The organism is Adlercreutzia sp. CNCM I-6215 (genome assembly GCF_977072315.1).
On the sequence record NZ_CDRVMA010000012.1, the window covers coordinates 62,980 to 80,617 of the forward strand.

Sequence of the window (17,638 nt, forward strand, 5' to 3'; positions counted from 1 at the left end):
GTTAGGCCTCCATACAGTCGATTTTGCCGGTCACGGCGTGGTGGATGACGGACTTGCGGTACTCGCCGAGCTTCTCGATGAGCTGCTCCTGGCGGGCGATTGCCTCGTCGATGGCCGCGCAGCGCTCGTCGAGGTAGTTCGCGACGGTTATTTGCGTTTCAAATGGGGGTTCAACTATGGTGATGCCCTTCATCTCTGCCCATTTTGTGGTCCAAAGGTCGTCTACTATTCCGTGACCGTTCTTATAAAACTCATCAGCAAATAGGGTCGTGTGAAACAACCAGTCATAGAAGCGTGGCTCCATATGTTCTCGGGGGATAAGTACCGTATTGATAAGGGATACGGAGCCATCTTGTCTTGCTATTCCGCATGATCCACGTCTATCTGACCTGCTGTTGATTACGAAGTCTCCCTCCATAACCAACTTCCTATCGTCATGCGCATCGGTCTTGGCAGCGCTATCAAGTTGAGGAACGATGCCTTGCATGGTTACGGACAATGGCTCGTAATCGCAATCGCTGACTTTCGTGTTGCGCAGGTCATAGACCTGTCCGATTTTCGTTAGACGCCAATTCGCCGGCACCTCGCCGATCCAGTCGACTCCGCTGTCCTTCATCTCTGTGTTCGGGTCGAGGCCCTTCGTCACGGCATGCGCAATGAGTGACTTCTTGTATTCCTTGAGCTTCCCGATGACATCGCGACGCTTCGCGACATCCTCGTCGATGGCCGCGCAGCGCTCATCGAGGTATGAGATGATTCGTCGCTGCTCCGCAAGTGGAGGGCGGGGGATTCTCGAATTGTCCCAGTCAAATTGAGTCATACTCGGCTTAGCCGTGTTGGTCATATATGGCTTAATGTCAACACAGGTTGCAGCATAGTAGAAGAACTTCAGTGAGAGCTTTTTACTTGTGATTTTCGCATCAAAAGCTGTATCGACGTTCCAGTAGAGCCCGGTAACAAGTTGGGGGCAATCTAATGTTCCCTTTCGTCCAAGAAGCACCGCTGGCCCATTCTTATGCTCGCCACAGGTTTTAAAGGGTTCGCCCCCGCTGCCCCAAACCGGAATATCACCAGGCGTTGTGGGGTCGGAGCCATGTCCAATTGAAACATCCGCCTTTATCGGAACGATTTCCCAGTTGACCGGCACCTCGCCGATCCAGTCAACGCCACTGTCCTTCGTCTCCCTCATGCCAGGAACCCCCTCATGAGCTCGCCGAGGCCGTCCTCGAGCTCGAGGATCTCCTTAGCGATGACTTGCGGGTCGCGAGGCTTCTCGTACTTGTAGAAATACCTGTTGAACGAGATGGTCGTTCCGACGACGCCAACCCCGCCGTCGCCGAGCGGGTTGGCCGTGAGCCCGCTCTTGGCGTCGTACTTCGGCTCGTCCTTTACGGACTCGTCCACCACGGCGTCGGGAGCGTAGGGCAGCACCTCGGTCGCCATGTAGTCGTTGATTTCCATGCCGATTGGAACGTTCTCCGTGTCCTTGAGCTCGGGGTCGAACACCGGATTGCCCTTCGCATCGATTGCGGGAGTCGCGGACGGGTCTCGACGTCCGAAGACCTTGACGAGGGCGTCGGCGAGGGCGGCCTTCTGTGGCTTGGGCTTTTCGATCGCTTTGTGAAGCTTCTCGGTCGCAGCCAGGACCTCGCTGTATGTGAGCGAGGCGCCCTCGTTCTTCTCAACCCAGGAGCGAATGGCGGCGCGGCTCGCGTCCGACAGCTTCTCCATGGGCTTGCTGAGGGTAAAGAGGGCATCCAGCCCATCGACCGAGGGCTCAATGACAACGCGCAGCGGGCGCTGCGTGGTCACCTTGCGGTACATGAAGTTCTCGACCGGGACGATGACCGACCTGCCGTGGTCGTGCCCGTCTACGTAGGTGCGCACGATCCACGCGGCCTGGTCCTCGCCGATCTCGTAGCGCTTGTTCCCTTGGCTCTTGCGCAGGGCGGTCTTCTCCTCCGAGGCGTCGATGAGCTGCACGTACCCCTTGCGGTTCTCCGGCTTGTGGTTGTTGAGCACCCAGATGTAGGTTGCGATGCCCGTGCGGTAGAAGATCTCGGTCGGCAGCTTCACGATGCAGTCGACGAGGTCCTCGCTGAACAGCCAGCGGCGGATGCCCGATGGCCCGCTGCCGGCATCCCCGTTGAACAGCGGGGAGCCCGAGAGCACGATGGCGGCCTTCCCGCCGCCCTCCTTGGGAGGGGCCATCTTCGCCGCGACGTTCTGCATGAAGAGCATGCTGCCGTCGTCGATGTCGGGCTTGCCGGCGCCGAACCTGCCATCGAACCCACGGCCCATCTCCTCGAGGACGGCGTCCTTCTCCTTCTTCCACTCCTTGCCGTAGGGCGGGTTCGTGAGCTGGTAGTTGAAGGTGCGTCCCTCGAACCTGTCGTCGTCGAGGGTGTCGCCGAGCATGATGCCGGCCGACAGGTCGGTCATCTGGTCGAGCACGTCTCCCGAGCCCCCGGCGATATTGCGCAGCATGAGCGCGGCCTTGCCCATGGCCCAGGTCGCGTCCTCGAGCTCCTGGCCGTAGGGGACAATCTTGGTTGGGCTCTTGAAGTGCCCCTTGTCGTGCCACTCGTCGAGCTGGTCGAGCGCGTCGCAGATGAAGCCGCAGGTGCCGCAGCTGCCGTCGTAGAGCGTGCGGATGTCGCCGTTGTCGGCGTTGAGGAGCGTGTCCTCGTTCGCGAACAGGAGCGCCGTGGCGAGCCTCGCCACGTCCTTCGGCGTCATGAAGTCCTCGGCGTCCTGCGAGATCTCCTCGCCGTATCGCTGGATGAGGTGCTCGTAGATGTCGGTCATCATGCGGTCGGAGACCGTCTCGGGCCCGAGGTCGAAGCCCGAGAAGCGTGTGCACACCTCGTAGAGCATGCCCTTCTCATCAAGCTTCTCGCAGGTCTGGCGCATCTCGAAGCGCTGCAGGACCTCGCGGGCGTTCACGGAGAAGCCGTTGATGTAGGCCATGAGGGCGTCACAGGTCTTCGTCGCCCCGAGGTTGGAGAGCGTGAAGCTCGTGACGTTGTAGAAGCAGTGGCCGGAGAGGGCGCAGTACTTCGGGTCGTCGTCGTCCCAGACTCCCTTGGCGGCCTGTCTGCTTACGGCCGCCCGCGTAGGCTCGAGGGCGCACTCGAAGCGCCTCAGCACAGCGAAGGGAAGGATGAGCTTGTTGTAGTCGGCGGGGCGGATGACGTCGCGCACGTAGTTCGCGATGCTCCATATCTCATTAACGTAGTCGAACGCGGTCTTATCGGCCATGGTCGGACCTCTCTGCGTAAAATACATTCCCAACCATGTATTTTACAACCTAGGTCCCTCATTTGGGTTAATGGCCAACCAATTGTTCAACAAATCTGGTAAGTGGTATCACCAACCACTGATTTAACGAACTCAACCAGTATATTTACATACCCCAAAAAAATAGGGCAGAAACGCTTTCGCGATCCCGCCCCGCAAACCCGAAGGTTTCTGTCTGGCTATAATTATCGTGATTGCGGCCCGTTTGTCAAATCGAGCATATAGGATTTACCAGTATCACCGTTGGCTCAGCCATGCCTGGAAGACCTTTGACAGAAAGTCGTATGCCGAGATGATAGTCGTGTTCCCCCTGTACCAATCCGAGTTCTCCTCTGCACGTTGCCTAAATGCCAGGAATCCGTCGTATGCTCTCGCCTGCCTTTCTCGGGTGACGAAACGGTTGCAGGCATAGGCGAGCACCGTCGTCTGGAGCACTCGCGGATTGCGCATCTTGGATCGTCTCAGGCGCTTCGAGACACCTGCGTCGCCGAGCGCTTTCGCGACCGATGCGGGGTATCTCGTCGACGTGGCCGAGGAGATACCCAAGCCGTTGATGATGGCGCTCGAATGGGCAGCGGCGTTCCTGAGCGAATTCGCTCGCCTGAGAAGGTAATGGTCATCTCTCATTTCCGTATCGCCCCATCGGTTTGCGCAGAAGAGGTAGAAGCTGGCAAACGCGCCGAACGACGACAGCTCCAGGAACACCCATGCCGGCATCTCGTCTAGCGGATAGCGCTCGACGAGCGGTCCGAGGTAGGCGTCGTTCTCCAAGCGCGAGATCTCGCCTTCGCGCCTGTTGCGCTCGGCGTGGTTGAGGTGCGTGAGGTAGTCGGCGAGGACGGAGTAGCCGTCCTCGTTGCGATTGTCGGTTATTTTCTCGACGAGTTTTGTCTTGGCGGCGTTCTCCACGTCGAGTGTGAGCGGCAGCAGGAACCTGCGCAGTTCCTGGTCTATCCCCGCGAGGTCGACCAGTTGCCCGAAGTCGAGCTCGGCATACTCGCCGTCGTGCTTGCCGCCCACCCGTTTGGGAAAGAGCACGCGGTACGCCGCGAGGCGGAAGTAGTGGTCCTGCTCGGAGAGGATGCGAGAGGCCTCTCCCTCGTCGCACAGCTCGAAGGTCACGCCCTTGGACTTCAGGTGCTCTATCTGCTCCTCGACGGTGAGCTTGGGCTTTCTTTTATTATCTTCTGCGATTTCGTTCATAGCTTCGATCTTTCGTGCTTGGATAGGGATCGGTCTCGAGGGACGGAATGCGCGCCGTTTCTCAATTATCCTTCTTTTCGCATGCAATTGCGCGTGAAACGGCGATTGGAAGGTGCGCCTTGCCTACATGAACCGGAACACCGCCTTGAACATCCAGCGGACGAACGCCCCGATTCCCCTGAACACCGCTTTAATCATTTCCGAATCCTTCCATCCAATCGTCTTCCATGTCGTCTGCTGGCACCTCCTGTGCCGCTTCGGCCTCGACCGCCCTTTCGAGTGTAAGCGGAGTGACGCCGACCGCCTCCGCCATGAGCGCCTGGCTTGCCGCCAGCCTCTCGTCGTCGTTCGCCAGGTAGCCGCTCAGCCTCACGATGCGGCTGGCGAGCGACCCTCCGGGCCCGACGAAGAGGGCGCAAGCGCGATCTACCCTGGCGACGTCCACGAGCTCGCCGAAGAGCCTCGCGAGCACCGTCGAGCCGTCCAGGGTGACGCTCTCGATTCCGGCGGCCTCTCTCGGGGTGGCGAGCTGGAACCTCCAGCCCTTCTCGCGCCTCGCCTCGGGGGCCTCTCCGCCGTCTGTCCGGTAGGCCTCGTTCGCGGCGTAGCAGTGCGCCGTGAGCCAGAGGCCCTTCTTCTCGACGTCTGCGTAGTCGAGCGTGAGATCGGCGAGCATGCTCTTGCCCGAGAACGGCTGCGCCTCGGTGAAACGGTCGGTGTCGAACGCCTCGATGCGCCCGCGGTAGGCGACCTCCACCCTCATCGGAGCTCCCTCCTTTCTCGCCGCCGTTCCTGCTGTGCCTGCGTCTCGCGGCTACGCGGTTTCGCGTCGCCGCGCCTGACGGGCGCTTCCTCGCCCTGCGGCTGCCTTTGCCGCCTTGTCTGCGCGGTTTCGGGCAGGAGCCTGTTCGCCGCCGCGTATGCGCGCACCTCGCGCAGCGCTTCCGCCCGTTCGGCGGAATCGCCGTCGGCGCGGCCTTCGAGCCTTTCGATCCTCCTGTCGAGGTCTGCCAGGCTGTGCGCGTTCGCGGACATGAACGCCTCTATCGCGCCGGCGAGACGTTCCAGCTCCGACAGGTCGTTCAGCTCGATGGCGCTTTCGGCTTCGGAGAGTATCCGTCGGGATGCCGCCGGGGCTGGGTGCCAGGCGGCGATCCTGTCGAAGCGCCGCCTGAGCGCCTCCTGGCCGAAGGAGAGCCCCAGCTTCTCGCCTCCGATGCGCCAGGTGGGGTGGTCTGAAAGCGAGTAGATCCAGTCACGTCGCCACGACTTCTCCGAGTTCTGCGAAACATCCACTTCGAGCGCCTCGAGCACGGCCATGAACTCGTCCTCGTTGCGGGCGAGCGCCTTGGCCACCGTGACCCGGTTGCGGATGTCTGCGACCCACGAGTAGCCACCCTCTTTCTGGATCTCCCGCTCGGCGCGCCGCATGTATACGCTCTGCAGCGTCGCGGGCGTCGCCTTGCGCGTCTGCCCCTCGTCCTCCTCCCTCACGGTGTCGTTGCGCATGAAGCGATATCCGCGTTCCTCTGCGAGATCCTGAAGGCTGCGGTTGAGCTCCAGCGGGTCGGGGGTCTGCAGCCTGCGTTCGGTGGCGAGGTTGGTGTTGTTGACGACGATGTGGGCGTGGGGGATCCTGCGCTCGTTGTCGTCGTGCAGGACAATCGCCGCCTCGAAGTCGGCGAAGTGCCTGAGCGCCCAGGCGCTCGCGAGCTCCGCCACCTGGTCTGCGGTCAAGCCGTCTTGAGGATCGGGCGACATGACGAAATGCTTGAAGGTCCTCGCCGGCTTGCCCCGATACGGGGTGTCGTTGCCGCAGGCGCGCCTCGTCGCGTCCATCGAGTCCGCCCAGTCGAACCCGGCCGGGGCGGCCGAGACGTCCTCGAAGGCGCGCTCCTCCTGCCATGCGAAGTTCATGACCATGATCCCGAGGGCGCGCCCTCCCTTCTCGAGGTAGTGCTTTATGCCGGCGCATCCCGTGTGGCCGGCTATGGGCTTCAGCAGCGGCATGCTAGTCTCCGCCCACTATGGCACGGCCTTCGAGCGAGGCAAGCTCGCCCGCCATCTCGCAGCGACCCTCGTCGACCTGCGCGAGCAGAAGCGCGCACTCGTCGAGCTTGCTGGACACCCACTCCAGGTCGCCCCTTCCGTGGTCCAGCGCGAACTTGATGGAGTTGAGGGCGTGCACGCCCTGGTTGTAGTGGTGCCCCCACCTGACGAGCTCGCGGGAGAGCCTGCGCATTGAGAGTCCGTCGAGCAGCACGCCTCCGCGCTTCGCGTTCTCGGCATCGTCCGCGACCATGCGGGCGACGTAGCGCAGGTACTCGGAGCGGGTGAGCCCCTCCTCGTCGGCGCGCTCACAGACCGCGCGGAAGTCCGCGTCGCTCACGCGGGCGGTCAGCACGTTGTCGTATCTCAAGACCTTCGTCATCTTCTCCATCCTTCGCATCCTCCGCCGCCCCGATGCGGTGGAGGCTCGGGCGGCGCTCTTTCCAGGGGCGCGGGGCATCCCCCGCATGGCGCGGGCCGGGGAGCTTGCGGCAGCTTCGCGCGCCCGGCGGCGTCGCCTCCGCTTCGGGCTCTGGGCTCCGGGGCGGGGTGCGCCGTGCGCCCAGGCCGCCATCTATCTCGTGTATACGAGATAGGCTACTTGCTGGAAACGGTGCAGGAGCCCCTTCGGGCGCCTGCATGGGACTAAATGCGTCCAAGGAGCCTGCTGGCCGTTCTCGAGATCTTCTCGAGCACCTGCCTGTCCAGCCCGCTCGGCGGGTTTTCCGCCTTCGACTCGTAGCGCCTGAGCGCGCGAAGGGCGCTTGCGAGCGCCGCCGCGGGCTTGGGCGCGGGGCCCTTCACGTCTTCTTCGGCGGCGGGCTCGGCGGTCGACTTCTTGAGGAACTCGGTCGTCTCCTTCTTGCCCAGGGGCTGCGCCCGCCATGTCGCATGGAGCCGGTCCTGCGCATCGGAATCCAGATCGGCGAGGATCCCCACGGCGTCCGCCGAGAGCGCGTCCGCGAGCGCGGCCTCGCGCCACTGGGGCGTGAGCCTCTCCTCGATCTTGCGCGCGAGCGACTCCTGGCGCTGGATGGTCTTGCCCGATACCTTGCGTCCGGTCTGCTCGGATATGATCGCCGCCTTGATGTCCTCGGTGCGCACGCCGGAAAGCTCGGGGTTCTCGGCGCGCATGCGCTCGACCTCCACGCCGAGCGCACGGCTCGCCGCCGCGCGCTCGGTCACGGTGAGGCTGCGCACGAAGTAGTTGGCGGCGTGCAGCAGCATGACCGACTGCTCGTCGGTGATGCCCCGGATGACGCGGCAGGGGATCTGGGCGTATTTCTCATCTTCTTTCGCGAGGAGTGCGTAGGCCGCCTTTCGGCGGTGCCCGCTCACCATCTGCCAGCCGCCGTCGTCGAGCTTGCGCACGAGCGGCAGGTCGGTGAGCCCCTCCTCCTCGATGCTCTTCGCGAGCTGCGCGATGCCGGCCTCGTCCATCGAGTAGGCGGCGTTGGCGGGGTGATCGGCTATCTCTTCGATGGGGATCCTCTCGACGGGGTAGTCGTTGCGGGTCGATGCGCTCCTGTCGAGCAGCCCGGAGATGGTGAACCCCGATGTCGTGGGTTTAGCCATGGAGCACCTCCTCGGCGAGCGCCTCGTAGTCCTTGGCGGGCCGGCTGTTCGGCTTGAAGGCCGCGACGGGCTGCCACTGCCAGCTTCCCTCGCAGACCTTCGAGCTCGCGTGGATGACGGTGGCGAACTGGTTGTCGGGGAAGTACGCGTCGAGCACGTCGGCCCCGGTGGCCTCCGCGTTGGTCATGAGCCCGGGCACGCACGTGCGCAGGATGCGCCATGCGGGCGTGGGCACGCGCAGCGCGTCGGAGATGGACTCGATGGCGCTGACCGTGAGGGCGGTGCCGCGCATGACGGTGGAGTCGAGCTTCACCGGCACGATCACCATGCCGTCGCCCGCAGCGGCTAGGTAGGCGTTGAAGGCGAGGCGCTTCATCGTGGGGCTGCAGTCCACGATGCAGACGTCGTAGTCGCCCGCGCAGTCGTCGAGCGCGAAGCGAAGGCGCTGCTCGCGCAGGAGCAGCTCGTTCTGGTCGACGAGTTCTATGGTCGAGGGCACGACGGAGAGCCCATCGGCCTCGGTTTCGAAGGCAACGTCGCCGACGGGCGCGTTCCCGTAGAGGAGCTCGACGGCTCCCCGACGCTCGGCCGCGGCGCGGTCGTAGAGCCCGAAGAAGTCCGTGGCCGACGCCTGCGGGTCCAGGTCTATCAGGAGCGTCCTCAGGCCCCGCCTGGCGTAGATGGTGGCGAGGTTGACTGCAGTGGTGGTCTTTCCGACCCCGCCCTTGTAGTTCGATATCGCGAGCGTCCTCATGCTTCCTCCGTCCTCTCTGCGATCGTCGATGGCGTTTACCCCGAGTATACAGAACGGAAACGTTCTGTTAATACTGACCGTTCGCCATGGGGTGGCGGTTCGCCATGGGGCGAGCCGCCTGCAAACGGCCCCCTCCGTCCGGAGGGGGCCTGCCCAGGCGGGCCGGAGGTCCTAGGCCTCGCCGAAGGCGTTGATGTGGTGCCTGAGCAGCGCGCGGTCCTCTCCGACGACAATCATGCTGATCTTGTCGAACCTCACGCCGACCGATTCGGCGAAGTCGTTCTCGACGAGCCAGGAGACCGCGAGCAGCTCCATCGTCTCGCGATCGTTCCTCCCGTCGCCGAAGCCGGCGCCGGAGTTCGGGCGCGCGGAGACGTCGACGAACACGAGGTCGTCGGACTCGGGGTCGCGTGCGACCAGGTCGATGGTTCCTCTCGTCTCGGGCGACTTCCACCCGGTCGCGAGCGTCTCGTAGCCGCGGACCTCGAGGAAGCGGGCCGCCGCCTCGACCGCCCTGTCCTGGAGAGTGGGATTGGTGTTCATGGTGACCTCCGTTCGGTTGGGGCGGAGCCCCTTGCCCCGCCTTGTGGCATCGGGGCCGCACCGCCTGCCGCGCCCCGCAAGGGAGGAAGCGAAGGCGCGTTCCTCGCCCCATCGGGCCGTTGGTTTTCCGAAGCCCGGAGGGCGCTTTGTTTTGCCGCTTTCGCCTTTTCTCTCGGGCGGCAAAAGAAATCGGAAAAGCATCGCGACCCTTGCGGGGCGCATCGGGCGGCTGTGCGAGCCTTTGATGCCCAAGGAGGAGGCAAGGCGATCCGATCGAACGGAGCCCGCCGTGCCGCGAATGCCCCCAGGAGGCTGTCTGAGGGTCGGCTGCTCGGGGGAAGCCCTTGCCGGGCCGCCCGGCGGAGCTAGCCCCTCGCCATCCTGAGAACCGCCGCGTCCTGCTGCGCCACGTCGTCCCCGACCGCCCCGAGCTCGTCGGCGCCGAGGTCGACGAACACGCGCGTCAGCACCTGCATGAGCTCGATGAGGCGCTCGTCGATGCCGTCGGCGCTCCTGAGCCTCCTGAGCTCGACGTAGACGGATTTCATCTGGTCGCGCAGCATCCTATAGACCCTCACGTTCGGGCTGACGTTTATGTCGCGGCACTCGAGCCTGGAGGTTATGTAGTCCTGCTTGGTCATGCCGCTTGCCGCGACGAGGGCGTTTATCACCTCGTCCTCCTCCGGCGAGACCCGGAACGCTATCGTCTTGGTGCGCCGGCGCCCTTTGTAGTCGACGATCGGCCTGGACATCAGGGCCTCCTTCCCTGGTCGAGCGCCGCTGCCATGTCCGACTGCTTGCTGGGGAAGAGGTGGGCGTAGCGAAGCGTCATCTCGTAGGTCTCGTGCCCCAGCCGGTCCGCTATGGCGATCGCGCTGAACCCCATCTCTATGAGGAGCGAGACGTGGCTGTGGCGAAGGTCGTGGATCCGGATGGGCTCGAGCCCGCATGCGGCGCAGCCGCGCTTCATCTCGTGGTGCAGGTAGCTTTTGGTGAAGCAGAAGATGCGGCAGGCGCGCCGCTCCTCAGGGATGGATCCGAGGAAATCGGCGAGCTCGTCCGCGAGGAACTCCGGCATGACCACATCCCTCTTCGATTTGGGCGTCTTGGGGGAGGTGATGACGTCCCTCCTCCGAATCCGCTGGTAGCTCTTGGTGACGTGGATGAGGCACTTTCCAAGGTCGATGTCGTTCGGTTCGAGGGCGAGGAGCTCGCCGACCCTCAAGCCGCACCAGTACAGGATCTCGAACGCGTAGAAGCTGGCTGGCTTGTCCATCACCTCCTCGCTGAACGCGAGGTACTGCTCCTTCGTCCAGAACCTCATCTCTGCGCCTTTCCGCTCGCCGATCTTGATTGTCGGGGTGGCGGGGCTCTTTCCCAGGCCGTAGTACTTGACCGCGTGGTTGAAGATGGCGCTCAGCTGGTTGTTTATGGTTCTCAGGTAGGTGCCGCTGTACGGCTTCCCCTCGTCGTCGTACGAGCCCACCATCCTGTTCTGCCAGTCAACCACGTCTTTGGGGGTGATGTCGCACATCCTCTTCGGCCCGAAGAACGGCACTATCTTCGTGCGGATGATGTGCTCCTTGGTGAGCCAGGTGTTGAGCTTGAGCCTTGGCCTCACGTCTTCGGAGTACCTCTTCACGAACGCCTCGAAGGGCATCGACATGGACCCGTCGGCAGAGGCCAGGAAATCAGCCTCCCACGCCAAGGCATCGCCCTTGGTCGCGAACCCCCGTTTCACCTTGTGCTTGCGGTTGCCGTCGATGTCGCTGTAGTAGCACTGGACGTACCAGGAGCCCGTCTTCCCGTTCATGTAGGCGGGCATCAGCGGGCCTCTTGTCTGGGGGCGGCGTCTCCGCAGTGGAAGCGCTCGTAGAAATACTTTCGGCTCACCTTCCCTTTGATGGTGGTGTAGCCTCTCTGCTCCATCTCGGAGTTCAGCATCCTGATGATGCGGTAGGCGTAGGGCCTGCTGATGCCGAGGGCGTGCATGACCTCCTCGACGCCCATGATCACCGGCTTAGAATTCTGCTCCATATCTTCCTCCTTCGTTCGATGAACAGAACAGAAACGTTCTGTAATTCGTGACACTAACAGAACGAAAATGTTCGGTCAAGACAAATTGAGAACGTTTTTGTTCTCTAGTATCATGGGGAAAACGATCAGAGGAGGAGAGATGACGACGGGAAGCCGCATACGGGCATTGCGCGAGTCGCGGGGGATGACGCAACGGCAGCTCGCTGAGAGGGCCGGCTGCACCGACGCGGCCATCAGAAACTACGAGGCGGGCAGGAGGGCGCTGAAGGGCTCCGCCTTGGATGCGATTGCAGGCGCCCTCGGGGTCGCCCCCGAGGCCCTCATGCCCGTCCAGGCTGAATCCGTCAGGGACGCCCTCGAGCTCCTCTTCAGGATCGAGGAGGAGTTCGGGCTCAGGCCCGTCGGCGGAGGCAGGCTCGCCGTCGCGCCCGGCGCGGAGAAGGCGCCTAAGCTCGCCGCCGCCATCAAGGCCTGGGAATCCCAGGTGGATGCGCTCGACCGCGGAGAGATAACCCCCGAGGAATACGAGTCCTGGAAGATGGGGATTGGCGGATGCTAGGCGATTCGAGGAGGATTTCGAGGGCGCGCCTTATCGGCAGCCTTCTATCAAGAATCCAAGAAGAGGCTCCGAAGCTCATCGCATTGAAGCGCGAAGGCGCCTACTGGGACTTCAAGAAGGAGTGGCACAAAGACAATTCCGAGCTGATCCACGACATACTATGCCTTGCCAACAATCTCGAGAGCGACGTGTCGTACCTCTTCATCGGCATAGACGAGGAAGAGGGCTATTCGGTGTGCGATGTCGAGAACAATGATCATGCCGAACGGAAGGCGAACCAGATGATCGTCGATATGCTCTCGAAGACAAAATGGGACAACGGTCAGCCTCCCTTCGCGGTCGTGGAGCCAATGGAGCTTGACGGGGGAACAATAGACATCCTATGCGTCGTGAGCAGGCGGGAGGATATGCCTTATTCCCTCTCGAAAGGGTCGGGGAAAGTGCGCGCGCATATGGTCCACACGCGACGCGTCGACTCGAACACGCCCATAGACGAAGGAGCGTCGTGGAACGAAGTGGAGGACATCTGGCGCCATCACTTCTCGCTCGACGAATCTCCTCTTGCGAGGGTGAAGGTGATGCTCGAAGACAAGGAGCATTGGAGGTTTCTCTCCGAGGTGGTCGGCACGGAGGACAAGTATTATCTGTACGCTCCGGAGTTTACCGTCTGCCATTATTCGGACGACGAGCGGGACGGCTACGAGTACTACATGCTGAACCAGACAGACCCTAGTCCGAGCTGGTATATGATCGAGATCCGCTATTTCCAGACTCGCATATTCGACACTCTCGGCATCGCCCTCGACGGCGGCAGGTATTTCGCGCCCGCCCCGTCGCGTTCCTTCGTGCGCTGGAATCGGCGCAGCCTGGATTTCAATCTCATGTATTGCTACTACACAAGGGATTCTTTGGATTGGAACCTGAACGAGTTCTTCTTCGACGAGAACTACGGCGATGCCAGGATAGCGCGCAGGCGGTTCCTCGAAACCGTCGTCATCTTCCAAGACGAGGAAGAACGTAAAGGCTTCGAGATCCTTCTTCGCGAACGTCATTCCGAATTCGAGGAGGAGATGTCAGAGGCCCCCGACCCGTACGGCGCAGAGCGACTTCCCGAGGACTATCCCCAGGAGGCGAAGGACCAAGCCACCCGCGAGCTGAAAGCGATTCCCATCCTCAAGCGCATGCTCGAAGAATTCAGGGACGATCTCGAAGGGTTGCGCTTGCCCACTTCCAGGGATTGGTAGTTTGGCCCGCAAGCCCTCTGCTGCTACTCGGGAGGAGTAATAGCGAAATCCGACCGTCTTCGTGAGTTTGCGAGAATGACACTTCCAGGCTCTCCGCCAGGGGCATCCGTCATTCTTGAGTTTCGTTTTTCCGGGTGAGTTTCGTTTGAGTTTCGTCGATTTTCGGCGGCACCTGCAAGCCTCCCGCCATCATTGCCTCTCGTCGGCTTGCAGGTTCTTCGGTTCGCGTCGGTTCCCTTCGGTTCCGTTCGAGTCGTTTCAGGCTCGTTCGACCCATGCCCGTTTGCCATGGGGTGACAACCGACCATGCGTCTACCTGCGGAAACGAAAAGGCTCCTCGATTCTTTCGAGGAGCCTTGTGAGTTTCTATCTGATTTCGGAATCATGCGGTTTGCAGGTGCGGACGTTCTGAAATGTCGTCATCGGTCGCCATTGGAACCGCTAGAAACCGTATGAAAATCACAAACAAATGTTCTATTACTATTCCCACTCGATAGTGCCCACGGGTTTGGGCGTGAGGTCGTAGCAGACGCGGCAGATGCCGGGGACTTCGTGGGTGATGCGATCGGTCATGCGCTTGAGGAGCGCCCAGTCCAGCTCGGGCACCTCGGCGGTCATGACGTCCACGGTGTTGATGGCGCGGATGATGGCCGGCCACTCGTAGGCGCGCACGCCGTCGCGCACGCCGGTGGCGCGTATGTCGGGCACCACGGCGAAGTACTGCCAGGCGCCCACGTTCGCCGCTTCCATCTCCTCGCGCACGATGGCGTCGGCCTCACGCAGCGTCTCCAGGCGATCGCGGGTGATGGCGCCCAGGCAGCGCACGCCCAGGCCCGGGCCGGGGAAGGGCTGGCGCTCCACCATGTTCTCGGGCAGCCCTAGCTCACGGCCGACGACGCGCACCTCGTCCTTGTACAGCAGCTTCACGGGCTCCACCAGGTCGAACTGCAAGTCCTCAGGCAGGCCGCCGACGTTGTGGTGGGCCTTCACGCCGTCCTTCGACTCCAGAATGTCGGGGTAGATGGTGCCCTGGGCGAGGAAGTCCACCTCGTCGCCCACCTTGCGGGCCTCCTCCTCGAACACGCGGATGAACTCGCCGCCGATGATCTTGCGCTTGGTCTCGGGCTCATCGACGTCGGCCAGAAGATCCAGGAAGCGGTCGGTGGCGTCTACGTACACCAAATTCGCGTCCATCTGGTTCTGGAACACGTCGATGACCTGCTCGGACTCGCCCTTGCGCATAAGCCCGTGGTTCACGTGCACGCACACGAGGTTCTTCCCGATGGCCTTAATGAGCAGCGCCGCCACCACCGAGGAATCCACGCCGCCGGACAGCGCCAGCAGCACCTTCTTGTCGCCCACCTGCTCGCGAATGGCGGCAACCTGTTCGTCGATGAACGCCTGTGCCAGCTCGGGGGTGGTGATGCGCTCCATGTCGTCGGGGCGAACGTTCTCGTCCATTGAGACCTCCTCGGTTTCAGTGCGGCTTTTCCGATGGCGAGATTATAGCGTACAGGGGCAGGGGGCGACGGAGCCTGCCCTCCGGTTTGGCGGCGAACTGCGGTCAAGTGTGCAGGATTTTGCGATAGGGAGAGTGCTTCGGAATCGTTGTGTGCAAGATTTTGCGATAGGGAGAGTATGAACGCCCTTTTTGCGCCCGTTGAGTTCTCCCTATCGCAAAATCCTGTGCGAATTCCCTGCGTGCTCTGCCGAACGGGGCAGTACGCGGATGAACGGGGCGATGGGCCTGCGATGCCTGGGATGCTTTTCCGCAGCGCGAGACGTGACGGGGGCGTGACGGGGATGAAACGGGTGCGGGACGTTGGCACCACGGAAATCGCGGCGTCGGCATAATAGAAGCCGTCAATGGGAAATTGCGTGAGGAGAAGAGGCGCACGTGGAAGTTTTGGAACTGGCGCTCATTGTGCTGGCTTGTGTCATCGGCTCGGCGGTGCTGTGCCAAGTTGTGCCGCGGCTGTCGTTGCCGCTCGTGCAGATCGCCGTCGGCGCGGTAGTGGCCCTGGCCGTTCCAGCTGTCCGCGACGTGAGCATCTCCTCCGAGCTGTTCCTCGTGCTGTTCATCGCCCCGCTTCTGTTCAACGAGGCTCGCGAGACGAACCCTCGCGACCTGTGGGAGAACAAGGGCTCCATTCTGTCGCTGGCCGTGGGGCTTGTGCTGCTCACGGTGCTTGTGGTGGGCTTCGTGTTGAACTGGTTCGTGCCCTCTATCCCGTTGGCTGCCGCCTTCGCCTGCGCCGCCGCCCTGGCCCCCACCGATGCCGCCGCTGTGGGCGCACTCGCGTCGTCGGTCAGCCTGAAGAGGCGTCAGTCGACGCTGCTCTCCGGCGAGTCGCTCATCAACGACGCGTCCGGCGTTGTCGCCTTTCAATTCGCCAGTGCCGCCGCCCTCACCGGGGCTTTCTTGGCCCTCGATGCCGCTGAGGAGTTCGGCCGCCTGTTTCTCGGCGGTATCGCTGCCGGCGTGGTCGTGGGCGTCGTGGGGCTGTACTCCATGCGGGCCCTGCGGCGCGGCGGCTACGAGAGCACCACCATCAACGTGCTCTACGAGGTATTCTCGCCGTTCTTCGTGTACCTGTTCGCCGAATGGCTCGGCACCTCTGGCATTCTGGCTGTGGTGGCCGCGGGCCTCATCATGGCCGATCGCTCCCAGCGCCTCACCTCCGCCTCCATCGCCCAGCGCCAGCTGGTGTCCCGCAGCTTCTGGCGCATCATCGTGTTCCTCATCAACTCGGTGGTGTTCGTTCTTCTGGGTATGCAGCTGCCCCAGGCCTTCACGCCGGCCATTGCCGACCACTTCTCGCTGCCGTTTCTTTTGGGGGTGGTGGCCCTGGTCACGGCACTTATCGTGGGGTGCCGCTTCGGGTGGGTGCTCGTCATGGAGGAGGTCTATCGCGTCGGCCGTCGTCGCAGCCGGCGCCGCACGCTGCGGAAGAAGGCGTCGAAGGTGGAAACGGTGGAGACGAACCAGCCTTCGCCCACGCCGCACCTGCGCCATCGCCGCCCCCATTGGCGCGAGCGCATCGGCAGCTTGCTGAAGAACGCGCTGGTGCTTACCGTGGGCGGTCCGAAGGGCGCCGTCACCCTTTCTATCATCTTTACGTTGCCGCTCACGATGCCCGACGGCGCGACGTCCTTTCCCGAGCGCGATCTTATCGTGTTCCTCACGGCGAGCGTCATCCTGTGCACGTTGCTCCTGGCCGACGGCCTGCTGCCGCTGCTCTCGCCGCGTGTGGCGGAAGCTTCCAACGAGCAGGAACTGTCCCGCGCTGCCATCCGCGTTTTGGAAGGCACCTTGCGCGAGTTGCAGGCCATGCTGGCCTCCGACGAAAACACTCAGTACGATCCGGCTTTGCGCCTGACCATCGCTCACTACTGGGTGCGCCTGGCCCGTGCGCGCGAGTCGGTGGACGATACGTGCAGCCAGCAGATCGGCGCTCTGGCGACCCAGGTGCGCGAGGTGCAGGAGAAAGCCGCCGATGCCATTCATGAGAAAGGTGGCTACGACAACGGCACGCAGGCTCCTTACTACGCCATGCTGCGCGAGGTGCGTCGCTCGCTGGGCTACGATGGTGCCGACGTGAAGGTGGGCTCGCGGTTTTCCACTCTGCGCGGCCGAGCGCGACTTCTGTGGCAGCGCACGAAGCCGCCGGCGGTGGAAAGCGACCAGGACGAGCGCGTCTACTACGACACCTGTCTGTTTGCCATCGAACTTGAGCATGCGGCCATCGATTATCTGCAGGATGTTGTCGACCAGCATGACGGCCGCCAGGGTGCCGCGCAGCTGCTTTTGGAGGAGCATCGCATGGTGCTGAACTCCCTGTGGAACCGCATCAACCACGGCCAGGACGTGAAACAGCAGGATCGCCCCGACATCACGCTGACCCACCACCAGGCCCTTCCCGACGGCATGCAGCCCCTGTTCGGCGGCCAGTTCGCCGAGGCCGCCCGCTACGCCGACGAGGTGGACGCCGACGCCCTTTCCATCGAGCTCGACCAAATCCGCCACTTGCAGGATCACGGGGAAATCTCCCTGCCCGTCGCCAACGAACTGCGCCAGCGCGTCTACGTCCTGCAGATGAGCCTGGGGGAGTAGCGTGTTCGGAGGCCGGAAATGCACTCAATGAGTGCAGTATTGGGTCAGAATGTGCACTCAGTGAGTGCAACAATTGCGCGGATTTCGGAAATCCTTCGACAAATGCCAGTTCGACCCCGTAATGGCCGATGGGCGCTGAGGCTCTCTGCCATAACTGCCTTCAAGTGGCAGAAAAATGCCAGTTGAGGGCAGTTATGGCAGAGGGGAAAATCCGAGGCTTGCCATTTCGGGGTCGAAGTGGCATCCCCCTCTCGCTTCCG

At 62.7% G+C, this 17,638-nt stretch carries 16 protein-coding genes; 3 read left to right on the forward strand and 13 right to left on the reverse strand.

The features are described 5' to 3' along the window. Position 1: 1 nt before the first annotated feature. The 12 genes from ACW4LP_RS09735 to ACW4LP_RS09790 form a co-directional block, all read right to left on the reverse strand. Positions 2–1,189, reverse strand: a complete 1,188-nt coding sequence (locus tag ACW4LP_RS09735) for a restriction endonuclease subunit S domain-containing protein (protein ID WP_015760612.1) — start codon at positions 1,187–1,189, stop codon at positions 2–4. Beyond that, positions 1,186–3,261, reverse strand: coding sequence for a class I SAM-dependent DNA methyltransferase (locus ACW4LP_RS09740; RefSeq protein ID WP_015760613.1), 2,076 nt, complete (start codon positions 3,259–3,261; stop codon positions 1,186–1,188). Before ACW4LP_RS09740 ends, ACW4LP_RS09735 begins: the two co-directional genes overlap by 4 nt. A 276-nt stretch (positions 3,262–3,537) precedes the next feature. Then, complete coding sequence (locus ACW4LP_RS09745) at positions 3,538–4,503, reverse strand: Abi family protein (protein ID WP_015760614.1); 966 nt, start codon at positions 4,501–4,503, stop codon at positions 3,538–3,540. A gap of 190 nt (positions 4,504–4,693) precedes the next feature. Beyond that, on the reverse strand, positions 4,694–5,266 hold the full coding sequence (locus ACW4LP_RS09750) for a hypothetical protein (RefSeq protein ID WP_013978955.1): 573 nt from the start codon (positions 5,264–5,266) through the stop codon (positions 4,694–4,696). Beyond that, positions 5,263–6,513 (reverse strand): relaxase/mobilization nuclease domain-containing protein, encoded by a 1,251-nt coding sequence (locus ACW4LP_RS09755; RefSeq protein WP_013978954.1) that lies wholly within the window; start codon positions 6,511–6,513, stop codon positions 5,263–5,265. Before ACW4LP_RS09755 ends, ACW4LP_RS09750 begins: the two co-directional genes overlap by 4 nt. A 1-nt stretch (position 6,514) precedes the next feature. Beyond that, a complete protein-coding gene (locus tag ACW4LP_RS09760) occupies positions 6,515–6,934 on the reverse strand; it encodes a DNA-binding protein (RefSeq protein WP_229026828.1) in 420 nt (139 codons plus the stop codon). Positions 6,935–7,197: 263 nt separating this feature from the next. Further along, positions 7,198–8,127 (reverse strand): ParB/RepB/Spo0J family partition protein, encoded by a 930-nt coding sequence (locus ACW4LP_RS09765; protein ID WP_015760615.1) that lies wholly within the window; start codon positions 8,125–8,127, stop codon positions 7,198–7,200. Next, positions 8,120–8,881, reverse strand: coding sequence for a ParA family protein (locus ACW4LP_RS09770; RefSeq protein WP_015760616.1), 762 nt, complete (start codon positions 8,879–8,881; stop codon positions 8,120–8,122). The genes ACW4LP_RS09765 and ACW4LP_RS09770 overlap by 8 nt, the downstream gene beginning before the upstream one ends. A gap of 171 nt (positions 8,882–9,052) precedes the next feature. Continuing rightward, positions 9,053–9,424, reverse strand: a complete 372-nt coding sequence (locus ACW4LP_RS09775) for a YraN family protein (RefSeq protein WP_015760617.1) — start codon at positions 9,422–9,424, stop codon at positions 9,053–9,055. Positions 9,425–9,789: 365 nt separating this feature from the next. After that, positions 9,790–10,176, reverse strand: a complete 387-nt coding sequence (locus ACW4LP_RS09780) for a plasmid mobilization protein (RefSeq protein ID WP_195260090.1) — start codon at positions 10,174–10,176, stop codon at positions 9,790–9,792. Next, the gene (locus tag ACW4LP_RS09785) at positions 10,176–11,249 is read right to left on the reverse strand and encodes a site-specific integrase (protein ID WP_015760619.1); all 1,074 of its coding nucleotides are present in this window, start codon (positions 11,247–11,249) and stop codon (positions 10,176–10,178) included. The genes ACW4LP_RS09780 and ACW4LP_RS09785 overlap by 1 nt, the downstream gene beginning before the upstream one ends. Next, on the reverse strand, positions 11,249–11,461 hold the full coding sequence (locus ACW4LP_RS09790; RefSeq protein ID WP_015760620.1) for a hypothetical protein: 213 nt from the start codon (positions 11,459–11,461) through the stop codon (positions 11,249–11,251). The genes ACW4LP_RS09785 and ACW4LP_RS09790 overlap by 1 nt, the downstream gene beginning before the upstream one ends. A 139-nt stretch (positions 11,462–11,600) precedes the next feature. Between ACW4LP_RS09790 and ACW4LP_RS09795 the strand changes: the two genes are divergently transcribed. Together ACW4LP_RS09795 and ACW4LP_RS09800 are read left to right on the forward strand one after the other, a co-directional pair. Beyond that, positions 11,601–12,020, forward strand: a complete 420-nt coding sequence (locus ACW4LP_RS09795; protein ID WP_015760621.1) for a helix-turn-helix domain-containing protein — start codon at positions 11,601–11,603, stop codon at positions 12,018–12,020. Further along, positions 12,014–13,264, forward strand: a complete 1,251-nt coding sequence (locus ACW4LP_RS09800) for an RNA-binding domain-containing protein (RefSeq protein WP_015760622.1) — start codon at positions 12,014–12,016, stop codon at positions 13,262–13,264. Before ACW4LP_RS09795 ends, ACW4LP_RS09800 begins: the two co-directional genes overlap by 7 nt. 480 nt (positions 13,265–13,744) lie before the next feature. Here ACW4LP_RS09800 and guaA read toward each other — a convergent pair whose 3' ends face one another. After that, positions 13,745–14,725 (reverse strand): glutamine-hydrolyzing GMP synthase, encoded by a 981-nt coding sequence (guaA, locus tag ACW4LP_RS09805; RefSeq protein ID WP_455803764.1) that lies wholly within the window; start codon positions 14,723–14,725, stop codon positions 13,745–13,747. A gap of 436 nt (positions 14,726–15,161) precedes the next feature. Between guaA and ACW4LP_RS09810 the strand changes: the two genes are divergently transcribed. Next, on the forward strand, positions 15,162–17,378 hold the full coding sequence (locus ACW4LP_RS09810) for a cation:proton antiporter (protein WP_157012456.1): 2,217 nt from the start codon (positions 15,162–15,164) through the stop codon (positions 17,376–17,378). Positions 17,379–17,638: the final 260 nt, after the last annotated feature.